At 59.3% G+C, this 17,240-nt stretch carries 14 protein-coding genes and 1 riboswitch; of the genes, 10 read left to right on the forward strand and 4 right to left on the reverse strand.

Annotated elements, in window-relative coordinates:
• Positions 1-7: 7 nt before the first annotated feature.
• Positions 8-1,075 carry a putative urea ABC transporter substrate-binding protein gene (locus tag C4Q27_RS26930; RefSeq protein WP_104887661.1) on the reverse strand — a complete coding sequence of 356 codons (1,068 nt, stop codon included), beginning with the start codon at positions 1,073-1,075 and terminating at the stop codon, positions 8-10.
• Positions 1,076-1,137: 62 nt separating this feature from the next.
• Positions 1,138-1,238: riboswitch (guanidine-I (ykkC/yxkD leader) on the reverse strand.
• A gap of 152 nt (positions 1,239-1,390) precedes the next feature.
• Positions 1,391-1,528: a hypothetical protein gene (locus tag C4Q27_RS29340; protein ID WP_155741803.1), complete on the reverse strand. Its 138-nt coding sequence runs from the start codon at positions 1,526-1,528 to the stop codon at positions 1,391-1,393.
• Positions 1,529-1,567: 39 nt separating this feature from the next.
• Here C4Q27_RS29340 and C4Q27_RS26935 point away from each other — a divergent pair, with 39 nt between their 5' ends.
• The gene (locus C4Q27_RS26935; protein ID WP_064492083.1) at positions 1,568-1,969 is read left to right on the forward strand and encodes an ACT domain-containing protein; all 402 of its coding nucleotides are present in this window, start codon (positions 1,568-1,570) and stop codon (positions 1,967-1,969) included.
• 45 nt (positions 1,970-2,014) lie between these two features.
• Here the strand turns inward: C4Q27_RS26935 and C4Q27_RS26940 are convergent, their stop codons facing one another.
• Positions 2,015-3,466, reverse strand: a complete 1,452-nt coding sequence (locus C4Q27_RS26940; RefSeq protein ID WP_064492084.1) for an efflux transporter outer membrane subunit — start codon at positions 3,464-3,466, stop codon at positions 2,015-2,017.
• 83 nt (positions 3,467-3,549) lie between these two features.
• On the opposite strand from C4Q27_RS26940, the gene C4Q27_RS26945 reads away from it, so the two are divergent.
• From C4Q27_RS26945 to C4Q27_RS26965, 5 genes are all read left to right on the forward strand, one after another.
• Complete coding sequence (locus C4Q27_RS26945) at positions 3,550-4,164, forward strand: TetR/AcrR family transcriptional regulator (protein ID WP_010954179.1); 615 nt, start codon at positions 3,550-3,552, stop codon at positions 4,162-4,164.
• A 77-nt stretch (positions 4,165-4,241) separates the two neighbouring features.
• Positions 4,242-5,345, forward strand: a complete 1,104-nt coding sequence (locus tag C4Q27_RS26950) for an efflux RND transporter periplasmic adaptor subunit (RefSeq protein ID WP_104887662.1) — start codon at positions 4,242-4,244, stop codon at positions 5,343-5,345.
• Positions 5,342-8,434, forward strand: a complete 3,093-nt coding sequence (locus C4Q27_RS26955) for an efflux RND transporter permease subunit (protein ID WP_104887663.1) — start codon at positions 5,342-5,344, stop codon at positions 8,432-8,434. Before C4Q27_RS26950 ends, C4Q27_RS26955 begins: the two co-directional genes overlap by 4 nt.
• Positions 8,435-8,506: 72 nt before the next feature.
• Positions 8,507-9,799 (forward strand): beta-ketoacyl-ACP synthase II, encoded by a 1,293-nt coding sequence (gene fabF, locus C4Q27_RS26960; protein WP_064492099.1) that lies wholly within the window; start codon positions 8,507-8,509, stop codon positions 9,797-9,799.
• On the forward strand, positions 9,796-11,034 hold the full coding sequence (locus tag C4Q27_RS26965) for a multidrug effflux MFS transporter (protein WP_064492087.1): 1,239 nt from the start codon (positions 9,796-9,798) through the stop codon (positions 11,032-11,034). The genes fabF and C4Q27_RS26965 overlap by 4 nt, the downstream gene beginning before the upstream one ends.
• Before the next feature lie 152 nt (positions 11,035-11,186).
• On the opposite strand, the gene C4Q27_RS26970 is transcribed toward C4Q27_RS26965, so the two are convergent.
• The gene (locus C4Q27_RS26970; RefSeq protein WP_064492088.1) at positions 11,187-12,170 is read right to left on the reverse strand and encodes a TerC family protein; all 984 of its coding nucleotides are present in this window, start codon (positions 12,168-12,170) and stop codon (positions 11,187-11,189) included.
• A gap of 802 nt (positions 12,171-12,972) precedes the next feature.
• Between C4Q27_RS26970 and C4Q27_RS26980 the strand changes: the two genes are divergently transcribed.
• The 4 genes from C4Q27_RS26980 to C4Q27_RS26995 all read left to right on the forward strand — a co-directional run bounded on the left by C4Q27_RS26980 (position 12,973) and on the right by C4Q27_RS26995 (position 17,203).
• Positions 12,973-13,353 carry a hypothetical protein gene (locus C4Q27_RS26980; RefSeq protein WP_010954186.1) on the forward strand — a complete coding sequence of 127 codons (381 nt, stop codon included), beginning with the start codon at positions 12,973-12,975 and terminating at the stop codon, positions 13,351-13,353.
• A 111-nt stretch (positions 13,354-13,464) separates the two neighbouring features.
• On the forward strand, positions 13,465-13,992 hold the full coding sequence (locus C4Q27_RS26985; RefSeq protein WP_104887665.1) for a (2Fe-2S)-binding protein: 528 nt from the start codon (positions 13,465-13,467) through the stop codon (positions 13,990-13,992).
• Positions 13,989-14,990 (forward strand): xanthine dehydrogenase family protein subunit M, encoded by a 1,002-nt coding sequence (locus tag C4Q27_RS26990; protein ID WP_104887666.1) that lies wholly within the window; start codon positions 13,989-13,991, stop codon positions 14,988-14,990. The genes C4Q27_RS26985 and C4Q27_RS26990 overlap by 4 nt, the downstream gene beginning before the upstream one ends.
• Positions 14,987-17,203, forward strand: coding sequence for a xanthine dehydrogenase family protein molybdopterin-binding subunit (locus tag C4Q27_RS26995; protein WP_104887667.1), 2,217 nt, complete (start codon positions 14,987-14,989; stop codon positions 17,201-17,203). The genes C4Q27_RS26990 and C4Q27_RS26995 overlap by 4 nt, the downstream gene beginning before the upstream one ends.
• The last annotated feature ends 37 nt before the right edge of the window (positions 17,204-17,240 follow it).

Below are 17,240 nucleotides of genomic sequence, written 5' to 3' on the forward strand. Positions count from 1 at the left end.
TCTCCGCTTACAGGGCGCCGTCGACGGCCATTTGCACGTAGGTCGGGTCAAAGCGCAGCTTCAAGTTGGCCTGGTCGCCCAGGGTGACATCGTTGGCGAAACTCATCCCCACCACATTGCTGTCGGGTGCTCCATCACCCAACAAACCGTGCTCGAACGAAAAGTTCGCGACCTTCGCCATGGTCTCCGGCAGATCCGGGCTCTTGGCGAATACCAGTGCATCGTGAGCGGTGAAGAACAGGTGGGTGGTTGCCAGTTGAGACCTGAAACCGGCAAGGTCAGTACCCGAAGCCTTGGCCATGTGCTCCTCGGCGGCTTCGGAGCTGGCGTCCTTGGCGTTCATCATGCTCATGACCTCAAACCACGCCCCTGTGAGCACCTTGCCAAGTGCGGGGTTGTCTTTGAGGGTTTCGGTGTTGACCACCATCATGTCCAGGATCTCGCCAAGTATCTGGCTGGAACTGAAGACTTCGGTTACACCGGGAGTGGCCTTGATGTCGGCGAGCATCGGATTCCAGGTGGTGACGGCCTGGACGCTCTCGGTGTTGAAAGCGGCGGAGATGTCCGCATCAGACGTATTGATCACCTTCAGATCTTTCTCTCGAAGGTTGGCCGTATCGAGTGCGCGGGCTAGCAGGTAATGCGACACCGATAGCTCGACCAGATTCACATCCATGCCTTTAAGGTCGGAAACGGTCTTGCCTGCCCCCTTGATGACAACACCGTCGTTGCCGTTGGAGTAGTCGCTGACGATCAATGCCGTGCTGTCGACACCGCCAGCAGCTGGGATCGTGAGCGCGTCCATATTGGTCATGGTGCAGCCGTCGAACTGGCCAGCGGTGTACTGGTTGATCGACTCCACGTAGTCGTTGAGCTGAGTCAGAGCGACATGGATACCGTACTTCTTCGCCCATTTGTCGACGATGCCTTGTGCCTGAGCAAACTCCCAAGGCATCCAGCCGGCATAGATCGTCCAGCAGACGTTGAAGTCTGTCTTGGCCGCAGCGTGTGATGAAGTGGCAGCCAACAGGCCAATGCCTGCTGCCATGAAAGCGGAGAGTAGGGGCTTTCGCATGGTGGGACTCCAGTTGACGGTGAGCGGACAGGAGCAGCGCATCACCCTCTACAAGGTGGTCTGTCTCCCGGGCTTTTATCCCGCCGTGTAACCTCAACTGGAGGTCGTCAGCTCTCGGTCCAGACACTCGTTTTTGCGAGCCGGAACCCTAGCCAACCATTTTTCAAATTGTGGTGCACTCAGCCAGCGCTGCTCCTGCACGGAATTACATGATGCGAGAGGCGTGCCAAGCTCGCGGGATCAATGCCATTGCCGCTGCGACCCCGCAGTTACGGCCAGTTGAGCGACAGGCACAACTGATCGCCTAGCGATCTTTCATTGCTGTGCGCGCTGTGAGGCGCCTCTTTTAAGGGCGGCGATGCCCTTAAAGTGGGCAAAAAGGTGGTTCAGCAGAATCCGGCGCATCAGTTTCTCTAATCCGTCATGCTCGTTATTCATTGCACTGATCATCATTTCAGGCAGACTTCTGCCACTAATTATTGGAGGTGAGACGTGGCGGGTGAAAAATCTATCTCTGCCCTATTACGCGGTATGAGCCCAATCCTCAACGAAGGTGAGTACGTCTTCTGCACCGTCGCTGACTTCGCAGGGCTGAGCCCGGACGACCTGGTGGGTAGCTTCAAGGAAAAAGAAGGCTTGACCTTGATCATCGAGCGAAGCCGAGCAGAAACGCTCGGGCTGAAGTTTGATTTCGTCGCTGCGTGGATCACCCTGACCATCCATTCGGCCCTGGATGCAGTCGGCTTGACTGCGGCGTTCTCGACCGCTCTGGGCCAAGCAGGGATCAGCTGCAATGTGATCGCAGCCTATTTCCACGATCATGTCTTCGTAGGCAAAGATGATGCGCAAAAAGCGATGAAGGTGCTGAACACCCTTTCCCAGACTTCTGAGTGAGGCTGGTCGAGACGCTTTACCGCTCAAGGCATGTACGCAGTCCCATCATCGCAGTGCCACATCTGAGTCAGTTGACCACCCGCCACCCAGGGCGAGGTAGGCAGCAATAGCAGCACGCACCGCTTCAGTTTGCGCAACTGCTCGGGAATCCGATGTCCTGAGAAGCTGCTGATCTGCGTTCAGAACGTCTATCAAACTGGCTACGCCGTTCTGAAATGCTACGAAGGACGAACGTCGTGCTTGCTCCAGGGATACCTCACCGCGTTTGAGCGACTGTGCCTGCGCTTGCCGATTGATCAATGCAGACAAAGCTGTTTCAACATCTTCCGAAGCCTCCAGCACAGACTGCCGATAGATGGCCAGGGCTTCGGCTTCACGTCCTTTGGCCTGGTCTATCTGCGCGTTGATGCGGCCAAAATCAAAGAGTCGCCACCTCAAGCCGAGCAATACGGCTGATTGGTCGGCATCGCCCGTGAAAAATGTTCCGCCAGAGGTAGACGCACTGCCGATCAGCCCGCCTATCGAGAATTTTGGGTAATACTCACTGATCGCACTGCCGATCATGGCATTGGCAGCCATGAGCCTGCGCTCAGCGGCGATCAGGTCGGGCCGACGGCGGAGCAGATCGGAAGGTTTGCCGATTTGCGCAAGCGCAGGCACCTGAGGGATTGACGAGGCAATTGCCATCTGGGCGCGGTGGGTACCTGGCGCACTGCCAAGCATGACATCCAAGGCGTTGAGAGCCGCATCCAGGCCCGCACGCAAAACTGGCACGGTTGCCTCGACTTGAGACAGTTCGCCTTCGGTTTGACGAACCTCGTAGTCAGGCGCCAGACCTTTGCGGTTGAGCAGGTTGACTTTGGCCAGAAGGTCTTGCTGTGTCTGCACCTGGTTCTGAGCAATGGCCAGGCGCGCCTGCAGCCCCCTCACGGTGGTGTAGATATCGGCTGTTTGCGCGGCAACGGCAAGACGCGTCGCGATTGCCCCCGCCTCAGAAGCCTGGTACTCACCGACGGCGGCTTGCCGATCACGCCGCAGCCCACCAAACAAGTCGATTTCCCAGCTTGCTTGCAGATTGAGTTCATAGCTGTTGCCGTAGCGGTCATAGTCAGGCGTTGAGTTCAGCAGCTGGCCCAATGGCGTTTCAACGGATTGCCGTGAGCGTGCAGCTTGACCATTGATACCCGCGGACGGCACAAGCGCCGCGGTCGCTGAGCCCAGTGCTGCGCGAGCCTGAGCTACGCGGGCCTGTGCCTGCGCCAACTGCAGGTTTTGCCCCAGCGCCTCGGTCACAAGCCTGCTCAACAAAGGATCTCCAAATCCTTCCCACCAGACATCGAGGCTGCCGACCGATGTGTCGCTTGCGGTCAACGGCTGTGCATCCGTGACGTAATGATCGGCCAGCGCAACCTCTGGCTGTTTATAATCCGGGCCAACCATGCACCCTGCAGTGAGACTGGCGCTCAACAGCAGAGCAATCGTTCGGTAGGGAAGCATGATGATTCTCATAGACCAAGAGGAGATGTGACCATATTATATTTTGGTCACACTCTGTCAATCAGTTCCAGGATGCTTCAAAAATGAGTAAATCTTCTCCACCCTCGCCGGCGCGCGGGCCAGCCGACCACGACGTGAGGGATCAGATCATCCAGGCTGCCATGGAGCACTTCGCCCATTATGGGTACGACAAAACCACTGTCTCAGACTTAGCCAAATCGATCGGCTTTTCAAAGGCCTACATCTACAAGTTCTTCGAATCCAAACAAGCGATCGGAGAGGTGATTTGCTCCAGTCGGCTTGCGCTCATCATGCAGCGCATTGCGACGGCCACCAGCGACGCCCCGACTGCATCGGAAAAGTTGAGACGTCTATTCCGAGCGATCGCTGAGGGCGGGGCTGACCTTTTCTTCCACGACCGGAAGCTCTATGACATAGCGGCAGTGGCATCGCGCGACCAATGGTCGTCGGTCAAGTCTCATGAGGCCAATATCAGCAAGGTCATTCTGGAGATCCTGACACAAGGCCGCGACGCAGGAGAATTTGAACGCAAGACCCCCCTGGACGAACTGACGCTGGCGATTTTTCTGATCATGAGGCCATACGTAAATGCCGCGCTCCTTCAGCACAACCTGGACACGCTTCAGGATGCGGTCGTCCAACTGCCGGCTTTGATACTCAGAAGTCTCGCCCCTTAGCAGAGCGTGACCATTGACAATATTGGTCACTGGTAGAAAAATGGGATTCCTATATCGCCTTTTGAGAAAGGGATCCCATGCGCCTGCGTCCTGCCGCCATAGTCGGTTGCTTACTCCCACTCGCCCTTGTCGCTTGCGGGGACTCTTCACCTGGAAAAGACCCGAGAGACACACCGCCGGTCGTGAAAGCGGTCTCGGTACAGGACGCGTCAGCCCTTGCACGTTCGTTTTCCGGAGTAGTGGTCGCTCGCATACAGAGTGACCTCGGCTTCCGAGTATCCGGAAAAATCCTGCAGCGCCTGGTCGATACCGGGCAAACAGTCAAACGCGGTCAGCCCTTGATGCGTCTGGATCCGGTGGATCTGAATCTACAGGCACGCGCACAGCAAGAGGCCGTAACTGCCGCTCGGGCACGGGCCAAGCAGACCGGTGACGACGAAGCTCGATATCGAGGGCTGGTTGCCGAGGGCGCGGTCTCGGCCTCGTCCTACGACCAGATCAAAGCTGCGGCTGATGCTGCGAAGGCGCAACTCAGTGCCGCGCAAGCTCAGGCTGACGTTGCCAGGAACGCCACCGAATATGCGGTATTGCTAGCCGACGCCGATGGTGTGGTGATGGACACGCTGGCCGAACCGGGCCAGGTCGTCAGTGCTGGTCAAGCGGTTGTAAGGCTGGCCAGGGCCGGGCAACGAGAAGCTGTCGTCTACTTGCCAGAAACGCTTCGACCTGCACCTGGCTCGACTGCACTCGCCACGCTATTTGGCAAGCCTGCGCAGGCCGTACCCGCCAAACTGCGCTTGCTTTCAGATGCAGCAGACCCCATCACGCGCACATTCGAGGCCAGGTACGTGCTCACTGGGCCTATGGCGAGCGCGCCATTGGGTGCAACCATTACGCTTGAGATTCCGGATACCGATACGAATTTCGAAGCGAAGCAGATACCCATCGGCGCACTCTTTGACCCGGGTAACGGAGCTGGAGTTTGGGTGATAGCAGGCCAGCCGGCCAAGGTGTCCTGGCGCGCTGTGGAAGTTCTAAGTGTCAGTGACGAAAAAGCGGTCGTGAAGAGTGACCTGCACGCTGGCGATCGGATCGTGGCACTGGGTGCGCATCTGCTGCGCGATGGCGTCGAGGTCATGGAACAGGCTCAAACAGCTCAGGTCATGGGGCACCAACCATGAGCCAGCAGCGTTTCAACTTATCCGCGCTCGCGGTACGCGAGCGATCAATCACCCTCTTCCTGATTGTGCTGATCGCCTTCGCCGGCACGCTGGCCTTCTTCAAGCTGGGCCGTGCAGAGGATCCGCCCTTCACCGTCAAGCAGATGACGATTATCACTGCCTGGCCCGGCGCCACTGCGCAGGAAATGCAGGATCTGGTGGCCGAACCGTTGGAAAAACGCATGCAAGAGCTGCGTTGGTATGACCGTACCGAAACCTACACCCGGCCTGGGTTGGCGTTCACGATGGTGTCGCTGCAAGACAAGACCCCACCTTCGGCGGTTCAGGAGGAGTTCTACCAGGCCCGCAAGAAAGCGGGTGATCAGGCCAAGCTCATGCCAGCGGGCGTCATTGGCCCAATGCTCAATGATGAGTTCTCGGACGTGACATTTGCGGTCTACGCGCTCAAAGCCAAAGGCGAACCGCAGCGCCAGCTGGTACGCGACGCCGAAACACTGCGCCAGCAGCTGCTGCACGTCCCGGGCGTCAAGAAGGTCAACATCATCGGGGAACAGGCTGAACGGATATTCGTGTCCTTTTCCCATGACCGCCTGGCCACGCTCGGAATCACGCCACAGGACATCTTCTCGGCCCTTGACAACCAGAACGCCCTGTCACCGGCGGGCTCGGTCGAAACGCAGGGGCCACAAGTGGTGGTCAGGGTTGACGGCGCCTTCGATCAACTGGCAAAGATTCGCGAAACCCCTGTGGTCGCCCAGGGCCGCCCCCTGAAACTGTCGGATGTGGCCGACGTTGAACGCGGCTATGAAGATCCCGCGACGTTTCTGGTGCGTAACGATGGCGAGCCAGCCTTGCTGCTTGGCATTGTCATGCGCGAAGGCTGGAACGGCCTCGACCTTGGCAAAGCCCTGGAGGCCGAAACAGCCAAAATCAACGAAAGCATGCCCTTGGGCATGACGCTCAGCAAGGTCACCGATCAGGCGGTGAACATCACGTCCTCCGTCGACGAGTTCATGATCAAGTTTTTCGTTGCCCTGCTGGTCGTGATGCTTGTCTGCTTCCTCAGCATGGGCTGGCGTGTCGGCGTTGTCGTCGCAGCCGCGGTGCCATTGACACTGGCGATCGTATTCGTGGTGATGGCCGCAACAGGCAAGAATTTCGACCGGATTACGCTGGGTTCGCTCATCCTGGCCTTAGGGTTGCTGGTCGACGACGCGATCATCGCCATCGAAATGATGGTCGTGAAGATGGAAGAAGGTTACGACCGCATCAAGGCTTCGGCATATGCCTGGAGCCACACGGCAGCCCCCATGCTGTCCGGCACACTGGTTACCGCCATCGGATTCATGCCTAACGGTTTCGCCCAGTCCACTGCCGGTGAATACACCAGCAACATGTTCTGGATTGTCGGCATCGCCCTGATCGCATCCTGGGTGGTGGCGGTAGCGTTCACCCCCTACCTGGGCGTGAAGTTGTTGCCTCGGATCAAGACGATTGAAGGTGGTCATGCCGCTATTTACAACACCCGTCATTACAACCGATTCCGCGCTTTGTTGGGCTGGGTGATCGCACATAAATGGCTCGTGGCAGGCACCGTGGTTTCGACATTTGTGGCCGCCGTGCTTGGCATGGGATTGGTAAAGAAGCAGTTCTTCCCGACCTCCGACCGCCCCGAAGTGCTTGTGGAGCTGCAGATGCCTTATGGCACCTCCATCGAACAGACAAATGCCACTGCGATCAAGGTGGAGTCCTGGCTACGTCAGCAAGAGGAGGCAAAGATTGTCACCACTTACATCGGCCAAGGCCCGCCCCGCTTCTTCCTGGCAATGGCCCCTGAGTTGCCCGACCCGTCCTTTGCCAAGATTGTCGTCCTGACCGAAAACCAGGGCGCTCGTGAGGCCCTCAAGCATCGTCTTCGGGAGGCGGCCTCCGAAGGTCTGGCACCCGGCGCTCAAGTGCGGGTAACACAACTGGTATTCGGGCCCTACTCCCCCTACCCGGTCGCCTATCGGGTGATGGGCCCGGATGCCTCGCAACTGCGTCAGATTGCAGCACGCGTCCAAAGCGTGCTGCAGGCGAGCCCCATGATGAAGACCGTCAATACCGACTGGGGCCCGCTTGTTCCCACGCTTCACTTCTCCCTGAATCAAGATCGCCTGCAGTCGGTTGGCCTGACGTCCGCCTCGGTGTCGCAGCAGCTTCAGTTCCTGCTCACCGGTGTGCCGATCACGTCGGTCAGGGAAGATATCCGCTCTGTGCAGGTTGTAGGGCGTGCCGCTGGCCAGATCAGACTCGATCCTGCCCAGATCGAGAATTTCACCCTGGTAGGCTCGAACGGTCAGCGCGTTCCGGTTTCGCAGATCGGTGATGTGAGCATTCGCATGGAGGACCCCATCCTCCGTCGCCGCGACCGAACGCCCACCATGACAGTGCGGGGTGACATCGCGGAAGGGCTGCAGCCGCCTGATGTATCCACGGCGATCTGGAAAGACCTCCAGCCCATCGTCACGCAGCTGCCTGCGGGCTACAAAATCGAAATGGCAGGCTCTATCGAGGAGTCGGCCAAGGCCAGCCAGGCTATCGTCCCCCTCCTGCCGATCATGATCGCCCTGACTTTGTTGATCATCATACTGCAGGTGCGCTCTATCTCGGCGATGGTCATGGTGTTTCTGACTTCACCGCTGGGGTTGATCGGTGTAGTACCCGTATTACTGCTGTTCGGCCAACCGTTCGGCATCAACGCGTTAGTCGGCTTGATCGCGCTCTCCGGGATTCTGATGCGCAACACCCTCATCCTGATCGGGCAGATTGACCACAACCAGCTTGAAGGACTTGCGCCCTTCGACGCCGTGGTCGAGGCCACAGTGCAACGCGCACGCCCAGTGTTGCTCACGGCATTGGCAGCCATCCTGGCCTTCATCCCCCTCACCCACTCGGTGTTCTGGGGCACCTTGGCCTACACCCTGATCGGAGGCACGTTCGTGGGCACGATCATGACCTTGGTGTTCCTGCCGGCGATGTATTCCATCTGGTTCAAGATCCGCCCCAATAGCCGCATTGCCAAGCCAGAAGCTGCACACCGCGCCTGAGTAGACATTGCCTTCAACCCGTGCGTGCCCGATGCAATTCGAGGTGCGCTCATGATCCAACGAGAGGTCGAAATGACTCACAACGTTAATCAAAAACGCATCGTGGTGACCGGCACCGGCGTTGTCAGCCCGCTGGGCTGCGGCGTAAAGGAAGTCTGGCGGCGATTGCTGGCTGGGCAGTCCGGGATTCGCGCGCTTGCTGGCGATGTCGTCGAAGGCACTGGCGTGTCAGTGGGCGGCAGCGTGCCCACATTGGCCGAGGATGCCGTGGCAGGCTATCAACCCGAGCGGGTCATCCACGCCAAGGAACGCAAGAAGATGGATCGGTTCATCGAGTTTGCGCTGGTAGCAGCGGATGAAGCATTGCAGCAAGCCGGCTGGCATCCCGAGCGTCAGGCTGAACGCGCGCGCACCGCCACCATCATCGCATCGGGCGTCGGCGGCTTCGGTGCCATCGCAGAGGCGGTGCGCACCACTGACGCACGTGGCCCTCGCAAGTTGTCGCCCTTCACGGCGCCATCGTTCCTGGCCAATATGGCAGCGGGTCATGTCTCCATACGCTATGGCTTCGAAGGCCCACTTGGGGCACCCGTCACAGCCTGCGCTGCGGGGGTGCAGGCCATTGGCGACGCCGCTCGGCTCATCAGAAGCGGCGAAGCGGATATTGCGATCTGCGGTGGCGCCGAAGCGGCAATCGATCGTGTGACGCTAGGCTGCTTTGCGGCTGCACGAGCGCTCAGCACGGGCTTTTCGGATAGCCCTGAGCAAGCCTCCCGTCCTTTCGATAGCCAACGGGACGGGTTTGTCATGGCTGAAGGGGCTGGCTTGCTGGTGATCGAGTCGCTGGAACATGCGCTGGCCCGTGGCGCCAAGCCCCTGGCCGAGCTGGTCGGCTACGGAACGAGCGCTGATGCCTACCATCTGACCGCTGGCCCCGAAGACGGAAGCGGTGCCAGGCGCGCCATGCAACTCGCGCTGCAACAGGCGTCGATAGCGCCTGGGGATGTGGACCATATCAATGCGCATGCGACTTCGACCCAGGTTGGCGACAAGGGTGAACTTGCAGCGATTCGCGCCGTATTCGGTAGCGGCAGCGGCGTGGCGATTACATCGACCAAATCGGCCACCGGCCACCTCCTGGGGGCGGCAGGCGGTGTCGAAGCCATTTTCACGGTGTTGGCGCTGCAAGATCAGATCGTTCCACCCACGCTCAACCTGACTCAGGTCGATGATGCTGCGCTTGGCCTTGACCTGGTTGCACGAATAGCCCGTGAAATGCCCATCGAATATGCCTTGTCCAATGGTTTCGGATTCGGTGGTGTGAACGCCAGCGTACTGTTCCGACGCTGGGAGGCCAACGTATGAACAGCCGACTCGAAACACACGCCAACGAAGCTGAAGGTGATGTTCAGAGGGCCAACGTCCTGACGGCCAAGGTCATCCTGTTACTGGCAGCACTCGCTGCCATCAGCAACTTGTCCACCAATATCATCCTGCCCGCTTTTCCTGAAATGGCTCGACAGCTCAACGTCTCATCCCAGCAACTCGGGCTGACGCTCTCCAGCTTTTTCATTACGTTCGCCTTCGCCCAATTACTGGTAGGGCCGCTTGCCGATCGCTATGGCCGCAAGCGCCTGGTAGTAGGTGGGCTGATGATTTTCGTGGTGGGTACGTTTTGGGCGGCTAACGCCGCCACACTCGACATGCTGATCCTCGGACGGGTAATCCAGGCCATTGGCGTGTGTGCCGCCGCGGTTCTGGCCAGAGCCATCGCTCGCGATCTTTATGAGGGTGAGAACCTGGCACGCGCGTTATCGCTGACGATGATCGCTGCCGCCACAGCGCCAGGCTTCTCACCTTTGATCGGCAGTATGCTGAACACCACTTTGGGTTGGCGCGCACTTTTCATAGCCGTCGGCATGTCGGCAATCCTTATCGCGCTGTTCTACCTCAGAGGGATAGGTGAAACCCTTCCTGCCCATCGTCGGGTGACTCAATCAGTACCTGCGATCCTGATCGCATACGGCAAACTGGCGTCCAACCGCCTCTTCATTTTGCCCGCACTCGCGACCAGCCTGCTGATGAGCGGCTTATTCGCCTCGTTCGCCGCTGCGCCGTCAATCTTGATGGAAGGCATGGGGCTCAACTCGCTCCAGGTGGGCCTGTATTTCGCGGCAACTGTCTTCGTGGTCTTTGCCGCTGGCTTGGCTGCTCCTCGCCTGGCTCACCGTTGGGGTAGCCGCGCCATCACCTTGTCAGGCCTCGCGACTGCGTGTACGGCAGGTGCATTGCTGCTGGTCGGCCCAAGCAATCCAAGCTTGGGCTGGTACTCATTGTCGATGGTGCTTTTCCTATGGGGTATGGGTATTGCCAATCCACTGGGAACGGCCTTGACCATGACACCGTTCGGGAAAGAAGCAGGACTGGCTTCAGCCCTTTTGGGATTCCTGACCATGGCGATCGGAGCAGTGTCGACCTGGATGGTTTCCACGCCGAAGTTCCCCACGATTGCCGTACTGGGTGCCACTCAAACCTCGGTGTGCTTTCTGGCAATGGTGCTTTTCGCTTGGTATGTCAAACGTAAGGCAATTGTCAGGTAGGAGTATCTCTGCATGAGGTTTGCTCCTGCTTCGCCTGGGATGTGCCAAATCAACTGCATGGCCCGGGCAGCAGCGGAGGCGACCGCTTTCACGCCTTGAATCCTAGGCGATCCGGTCATCGCGCTCACGCAGCAGCCAGCGGTCGTAATTATTCAAGAAGCATTAGCGGACGCTCGGGTTTTCCAAAGCGAAAGCAACACGCCGCCAATCAGCAGGCCGATTGTAATGCTCAACGATATTTCGGCTGGCACTTTACCCACAATATCATGAAGGAAAATTTTCGAGCCGATAAAGACAAGCACCAGAGCCAGCGCATATTTAAGGTAAACAAAGCGACTGATCATGGCAGCCAATGCAAAATAGAGCGCTCGCAAACCGAGAATGGCAAAGATGTTCGACGTATAAACGATGAACGGATCCTGTGTGATAGCAAAAATCGCAGGCACGCTGTCAACAGCAAACACCAAGTCTGCACACTCAATCAAAATAAGTGCAAGGAAGAGCGGTGTCACCCATAGAATTCTTTTTCCTGACGCATCGGGCAAGCGAACCACAAAGCGTTGACCGTGCAATTCTTTGGTGATGCGTAGGTGTGTGCGCAGGTAGTTGACGAAACGGTTGTTTTGCAAGTCAGGCGCATGATCGACGCGAGCGAATAGCATCTTGACCCCGGTGAAGACCAGGAACGCGCCGAAACAGTAAAGTATCCAACTGAACTGGGCGATGAGCGCAGCCCCAAGGCCAATCATGATAGCCCTCAGTACGATAACCCCCATGATCCCCCAAAATAATACTCGGTGCTGGAACTCCCGAGGAATGGCCAGGAAACTGAATATCAGGGCAATAACGAAAACGTTATCCATTGACAGGGATTTTTCAATCAAGAAACCCGTCACATAGTCCATGCTGGCATCGCCGCCTTTCTGGAAATACACCCAGACCGCGAACAGAAGGCCCATACTGATGTATCCTGCGGACAGCAACAAGCTCTCTTTGACTCCAATCTCCCGATTCCCGCGATGGAGCACACCTAAGTCAAGCGCCAACAGTGTTAGCACAACAGCGAAAAAGGAAAGCCAAAGCCAGAGGTCAGTACCAAGAACGTCTTGGTAGAGATACGTACTAAGGGCAGACATGAGCCCCTCCTGTATAGTCGTAGTTGAACAACTATGACTCCGACATGGCGGTATAACCGTCAGAGGGGCCCGGCGTCACGAATAAAGAATTTATCGAGCGCGAAGTAGGCTGCAAGTAGAAAACATTTACAAATTTTGTCCATGACAAGCTAAAACGCTTGCAGTGAAAAACTAACTTCGCACACCTGATTGCCAGCCTCATGGGTGCCCCGCACGTTATCAACGCCTTCATTGGAGCAAAGCGCCGCTCGCTCGTGTCGACCTGATGCAGCGCCTTCCGTCGGTCAGAAGGCACCCTCCCACGCACGCCAGGCCGAACATAGGGTGAACAATCCAATAAGGCATTTCACCATGACACCAGCAAAACCTTTTACGTTAATGCTTGCACTTTGCCTGGGCTGCGCTTCAGCACTAGCTTCGGCCGCCACAGACCTGAACCATCAGCGCGCCCCAGGCATGCAATCGAACGACAATGGACAAATGAACGGCCAAGGCGGAGCGACTGGCTCGGGAACACCCGGCGATGGCATGGGTACGGGTGATGGCGGCACTGACGACAATGGGACGGACAATACCGGCGGTGACGGTACCGACAGCGGCTCGGGAACCGGCAGTCATGGCTCTGGTAGTAGCGGCACAGGCGCGGGCGGTGGTGGCAGTGGCTCAGCCGGAAGTGGATCTGGCGCAGGTTCCGGCAGTTAGCTGAGAGGGCCGATCGACACGGATCACCCGTCCATCACCGGGCGCCTCAGTTCTGCCCTGGTTTTCAACCGTTCATGCAACCCATGCAGGAGGAAATACCATGCCACGCGGGGACAAAGACAAGTACACGGACAAGCAGAAACGCAAGGCCGAGCACATCGAGCAATCTTACGAGGACAAAGGCGTGGGCAAGGATGAAGCCGAAGCTCGCGCCTGGGCCACCGTCAACAAACAATCGGGGGGCGGTGAAAAACACGCAGGCTCGGGAAGCAGGACACCGTCGCACGTGAAGAAGACCGCACGCTCGGATTCGGCCAAGCGCGCCGCTGAATCTCGCCAGGGGCATTCGCGGACGTCGCATGCGTCGCTGGAATCGCAAAGCAAGGAAAGCCTTATGAAAGAGGCACGCAGCAAAGACATCAAGGGGCGCTCGACCATGACCAAGGCCCAGTTGATTGAAGCCCTGCAAAAACACGGGTGACGGCCAGATGTGATCGGCAACTTGGCAAGCCGGCTGAACGTTTGCTCAACCGGCCCGGTCGCACAACAGAGACGCAGCCGGCTGCGCGAACCCTGACCGTGAGGACCTACCATGAGCGCGATCTCTCCCAATGGGGCTGAAGAACACCCCATCGGCCTGACCCTGAATGGTCAGCGCCTGACACTGCAGGTGAATCCCTGGGCCACCCTCCTCGACCTTTTGCGCGAGCAGTTGGACCTGGTCGGCACCAAGAAGGGTTGCGACCATGGCCAGTGCGGGGCCTGCACGGTGCTGCGCGATGGCAAGCGCGTCAATGCCTGCCTGACCTTGGCCATCATGTGCGACGGGGCCGAACTGGTGACCATCGAAGGGCTGGCCAGCGGCGACGTTCTGCACCCCATGCAGCGTGCATTCATCACCCACGATGCTTTCCAGTGCGGTTACTGCACCCCGGGGCAGATCTGCTCCGCAGTCGGGCTTGCCCGCGAAGGGCGCGCCTACACCCGCGAGGCCATTCGCGAACAGATGAGCGGCAACCTTTGCAGGTGTGGTGCATATAGCAACATCGTCGCTGCGGTGGAAGAAGCCCTACCGTTGATGACGGACCTGGCCCCGCCACAACGAGGGCCGAATCCATGATGCCTTTCAGCTACCACAAGCCCGCATCAATCAGCGAAGCCGTGAGCCTGGCTGACGCCAGCTCACACTTCATTGCCGGCGGCACCAACCTCGTCGACCTGATGAAAGAAAACGTGGTTCGCCCCAAGCGCCTGATCGACATTTCTGGCCTTGGGCTGAACGGCATCCACCCCACGTTGAACGGTGGCTTGTTGATCGGCGCATTGGTGAGCAATGCCGACCTGGCCTGGCACCCAATGATCGAGCAGCACTATCCATTGCTGTCGGACGCCATCCTGGCTGGGGCATCACCGCAGTTGAGGAACATGGCCAGCACCGGTGGCAACTTGCTGCAACGTACCCGTTGCTACTACTTCTACGACACCGGCACTCCCTGCAACAAACGTGAACCCGGCAGCGGATGCCCGGCGCGTACAGGCTCGAACCGTATCCACGCGATTCTTGGTGCCAGTGATGCCTGTGTCGCGACCCATCCCTCGGATATGTGCGTGGCATTGGCAGCGCTCGAAGCCGTGGTGCATGTGCAGGGGCCGCGCGGAGAGCGCCAAATACCTTTTGCGGCATTCCATCGCCTCCCTGAGGACACCCCGGAGCGAGACAATCAGCTGGCAATCGATGAACTGGTGGTCGCCATCGAGCTGCCGCCCCCGGTGTTCGAAAAACATTACCGTTATCTGAAAATTCGCGACCGCGCCTCCTACGCGTTTGCGCTGGTGTCGGTCGCCGCAGCCTTGAGCTTCGATGGCCAGGTGATCCGGCAAGCTCGCCTGGCGCTGGGCGGCGTTGCTCACAAGCCGTGGCGAGACCCGGTTGTGGAACGCATGCTGGCCGGCCAGGCGCCTTGCGAAGCGCTGTTCACCCGGGCCGCAAAAACGTTGCTGCAAGGTGCAAAACCTCTGAGCCACAACGGCTTCAAGGTCACGCTCGCCCAGCGTGCAATTGTGCGGGCATTGGATGACGCGGCGCGCGGCGCCGCTGACGGGGGGCGACGACCATGATCAAATCCACACCGGTAGCCGGTACGTCCCTGGACCGCGTAGACGGCGTGGCGAAGGTCACCGGGCAGGCGCGTTACGCGGGCGAATACCCCGAAGTGGGCCTGCTCCATGGCAGCGTCGTGTCCAGTACCATCGCCCGAGGTCGGGTACTCAACATCGACAGTACGCAAGCGATGCGCGTGCCCGGGGTGATCGCCGTGCTTGATCATGGCCATCGTCCACATATTTCCAGTTATGACGACGACTACAGCGACGCCGACGCCGCGCAGGGGGCGCCGTTTAGGCCCTTGTTCGATGATCGAGTGCTCTACAACGGTCAACCGTTGGCGCTGGTGGTTGCCCAAACCCTCGAACTGGCCCGGTATGCAGGTTCGCTGATCAGGATCGAGTATGCCGAGGAGGCCCACCAGACCGACCTGGGCGCATGCCAACAGTCGCATGCAGCACCCGCCGAGACACCGGCGCCGCGTGGCGACTTTGCCGCGCAGTTTGCCGGGGCCCCGGTGCAGGTGGATGCCACCTACCTGACAGCCAACGAGTACCACAACCCGATGGAGCCCCATGCGTCAACCGTACTCTACAAAGGCGACGGCACGCTGGAAATCCACGACAAGACCCAAGGCACGCAAAACTGCCAGGACTACCTGCACAAGGTGTTTGGCCTGCCCAAGGCAAACATCCGCGTGCGCGCGGCATTCGTCGGCGGTGCCTTCGGCTCGGGCTTGCGCCCGCAGTACCAGTTGCCACTGGCAGTGATGGCGGCGTTGCACCTGAAGCGCTCGGTGCGCGTCACGCTGACTCGCCAGCAGATGTTCACCTTTGGCTACCGGCCCCGCACCGAGCAGCGCCTGCGCCTGGGTGCTGACGCAAACGGGCAGTTGCTGGCGATCGCCCACGATGCGCTTGGCCAGACCTCCCGCTTCGAGGATTTCACCGAGCACGTGGTGGAATGGAGTGGCATGCTCTACCAGTGCGACAACGTTGCCCTCAGCTATCGCCTGGCCTCGCTCGATGTGTACACCCCGCTGGACATGCGTGCGCCTGGCGCCGCGTCGGGGATGATTGCCCTGGAATGCGCCATGGATGAGCTTGCCTGTGCAGCGCAGATTGACCCGCTTGACCTGCGCCGGCGCAATTTCGCCGCCAGCAATGCCAACGAGGGCAAGCCCTACTCCAGCAAGGAACTGCTGGCGTGCTACCGGCAAGGTGCCGAACGTTTTGGCTGGCAAAACCGTAATCCGCAACCGCGCAGCATGCGCCATGGCAACCAGTTGGTCGGCTGGGGGATGGCCGGCGGCGTCTGGGAAGCCATGCAGATGAAGGCCAGCGCCAAAGCGCGCTTCGATGCCCAAGGCCACCTCACCGTCTGCAGTGCCACCACCGATATCGGGACCGGCACCTATACCGTCATGACGCAGATCGCAGCCGACGCGGCTGGCGCCAGGGTCCAGGATGTCACCTTCGTGCTGGGTGACTCTTCACTGCCCACCGCCCCCCTTCAGGGCGGATCGTTCACGGTGTCGTCGGTCGGCTCGGCCGTGCGCCAGGCCTGCCAGGTACTGCGCACCAAAGTGCTGGAACATGCGCGCAAGATGTACCCCCAAGTGGCCAGCACGGCCCGGGAGCAGATCATTTTCGCCGATGGCTACCTGCACGCGGGTAGCCATCGCCTGGCCTTGGCGGACATCATCGCCAGCGCCCCCGAAGGTGAGTTCGAAGTGCAGATCGACGCCGAGCCCGGCGCCAGACGCCAACCGTTCTCCACCGCCACGCATTCGGCGGTATTCGTGGAAGTCCACGTCGACGAGGACCTTGGCACAATCAAGGTAGTACGGGTAGTCAGCGCCGTTGCGGCGGGACGGGTAATCAACCCGAAAACCGCGCGCAGCCAGATTTTGGGAGGCGTGGTGTGGGGGGTGGGTATGGCCCTCCACGAAGCCGCGCTGACCGACCATCGGTTGGGCCGCATCGTCAACCACAACCTCGCGGAATACCACATCCCGGTGAACGCAGACAGCGGGGATATCGAAGTCATCTTCGTTGAAGAGCACGACGACATCGTCAACGAGCTGGGGTCCAAGGGCGTGGGCGAAATCGGCGTCGTCGGGGTGGCAGCCGCGGTGGCCAACGCGGTCTACCATGCCACGGGCAAGCGTGTGAGGGAGTTTCCGATCACGCTCGACAAACTGCTGAAAGACAACAGTCAGGTATGAGTAATATCTGTGCATGAGGTTTGCGCCTGCATCGCCG

It is taken from the genome of Pseudomonas sp. SWI36, from assembly GCF_002948105.1.
Lineage (GTDB): Bacteria > Pseudomonadota > Gammaproteobacteria > Pseudomonadales > Pseudomonadaceae > Aquipseudomonas > Aquipseudomonas alloputida.

What these genes read in the sequence shown, in the direction of transcription:
- C4Q27_RS26930 (WP_104887661.1), bottom strand. Translation starts at nt 1,075, where the DNA reads ATGCGAAAGCCCCTACTCTCCGCTTTCATGGCAGCAGGCATTGGCCTG.
- C4Q27_RS29340 (WP_155741803.1), bottom strand. Translation starts at nt 1,528, where the DNA reads ATGATGATCAGTGCAATGAATAACGAGCATGACGGATTAGAGAAACTG.
- C4Q27_RS26940 (WP_064492084.1), bottom strand. Translation starts at nt 3,466, where the DNA reads ATGCTTCCCTACCGAACGATTGCTCTGCTGTTGAGCGCCAGTCTCACT.
- C4Q27_RS26945 (WP_010954179.1), top strand. Translation starts at nt 3,550, where the DNA reads ATGAGTAAATCTTCTCCACCCTCGCCGGCGCGCGGGCCAGCCGACCAC.
- C4Q27_RS26950 (WP_104887662.1), top strand. Translation starts at nt 4,242, where the DNA reads ATGCGCCTGCGTCCTGCCGCCATAGTCGGTTGCTTACTCCCACTCGCC.
- C4Q27_RS26955 (WP_104887663.1), top strand. Translation starts at nt 5,342, where the DNA reads ATGAGCCAGCAGCGTTTCAACTTATCCGCGCTCGCGGTACGCGAGCGA.
- fabF (WP_064492099.1), top strand. Translation starts at nt 8,507, where the DNA reads ATGACTCACAACGTTAATCAAAAACGCATCGTGGTGACCGGCACCGGC.
- C4Q27_RS26965 (WP_064492087.1), top strand. Translation starts at nt 9,796, where the DNA reads ATGAACAGCCGACTCGAAACACACGCCAACGAAGCTGAAGGTGATGTT.
- C4Q27_RS26970 (WP_064492088.1), bottom strand. Translation starts at nt 12,170, where the DNA reads ATGTCTGCCCTTAGTACGTATCTCTACCAAGACGTTCTTGGTACTGAC.
- C4Q27_RS26980 (WP_010954186.1), top strand. Translation starts at nt 12,973, where the DNA reads ATGCCACGCGGGGACAAAGACAAGTACACGGACAAGCAGAAACGCAAG.
- C4Q27_RS26985 (WP_104887665.1), top strand. Translation starts at nt 13,465, where the DNA reads ATGAGCGCGATCTCTCCCAATGGGGCTGAAGAACACCCCATCGGCCTG.
- C4Q27_RS26990 (WP_104887666.1), top strand. Translation starts at nt 13,989, where the DNA reads ATGATGCCTTTCAGCTACCACAAGCCCGCATCAATCAGCGAAGCCGTG.
- C4Q27_RS26995 (WP_104887667.1), top strand. Translation starts at nt 14,987, where the DNA reads ATGATCAAATCCACACCGGTAGCCGGTACGTCCCTGGACCGCGTAGAC.